Origin of the sequence: Polynucleobacter nymphae, assembly GCF_018882155.1 — a bacterium.
GTDB classification, from domain to species: domain Bacteria; phylum Pseudomonadota; class Gammaproteobacteria; order Burkholderiales; family Burkholderiaceae; genus Polynucleobacter; species Polynucleobacter nymphae.
In genome coordinates, this window is sequence record NZ_JACVPA010000013.1 from 1 (window position 1) to 920 (window position 920).

The 920-nt window shown below is 52.9% G+C and carries 1 protein-coding gene; it reads right to left on the reverse strand.

The genetic code is table 11. The features are described from left to right. Positions 1-920, reverse strand: a 920-nt coding sequence (locus ICN29_RS10615) for a glycine-rich domain-containing protein (RefSeq protein ID WP_369411673.1), incomplete at both ends; no start/stop codon positions are given.

Consider the following 920-nt stretch of genomic DNA (forward strand, 5'->3'; position numbering starts at 1 on the left):
GGTACTGACGTTCGATACGTTGCCACCAATGCTAGCTGCGCCAGCGCCGGAGTTGATGGTGAGTGCAGCTGCGCCGCCAGAGCCAGAGCCTGAGTTATAGCTGAGTATCACAACACCTGAGCCGCCGTTACCACCAGTCAAGTTATAGCCGCCACCGCCGCCGCCACCAGTATTAGCCGTTCCAGATGCTCCAGCTGTAGCAGCATAGTAACCACCTGCTCCGCCACCACCTGCTCCGCCAGGCGCTCTATAACCGCTAGGTGGATCATCAGATCCACCACCACCACCTGCGTAAGTTTGTGCAGATCCAGTGATAGAACTTGATGCGCCATTACCTCCAGCTCCACCGGTATAACTATTGTTTGCTGTACCACCACCTCCGCCACCACCAGTTCCATTGCTAAATCCATTTTGAGCGTTGGCAGTCAAGGTTCCGTATCCACCGGCATTACCTTGGCCAGCTGTTCCCGTTCCACCAGCACCAGTCCACAAACTTCCACCACCACCAGAACCACCATTAGAACCAGCGCCAACTGTACCGCCGCCACCACCGCCCAGGGCAATCAGACCCGTTAAACCACTTCCAGTAATAGATGAATTTCCACCATTGGCACCGTTGATAGATGAATTAAATGAGCCGGCTCCGCCACTTCCTACAGAAACCAAATAAGCTGTACTTGTAAATGTCGATGAACCAGTCAGGACGCCGCCTCCACCGCCACCGCCACCACCATTAGTACCTCCTCCACCACCACCAGCTACAACTAAATAAGTAGTTCTGATCGAAGAACTTGGTGTCCAAGAATAATTACCACTAACGTACGACAGGCTACCACCAGCAATAGTGGTTGGGCTAGACGAAGCTGTTAGAGGTGAGGTATATGTTGTGCCACCGTTAATGCTATAGATGTAAGATCCTG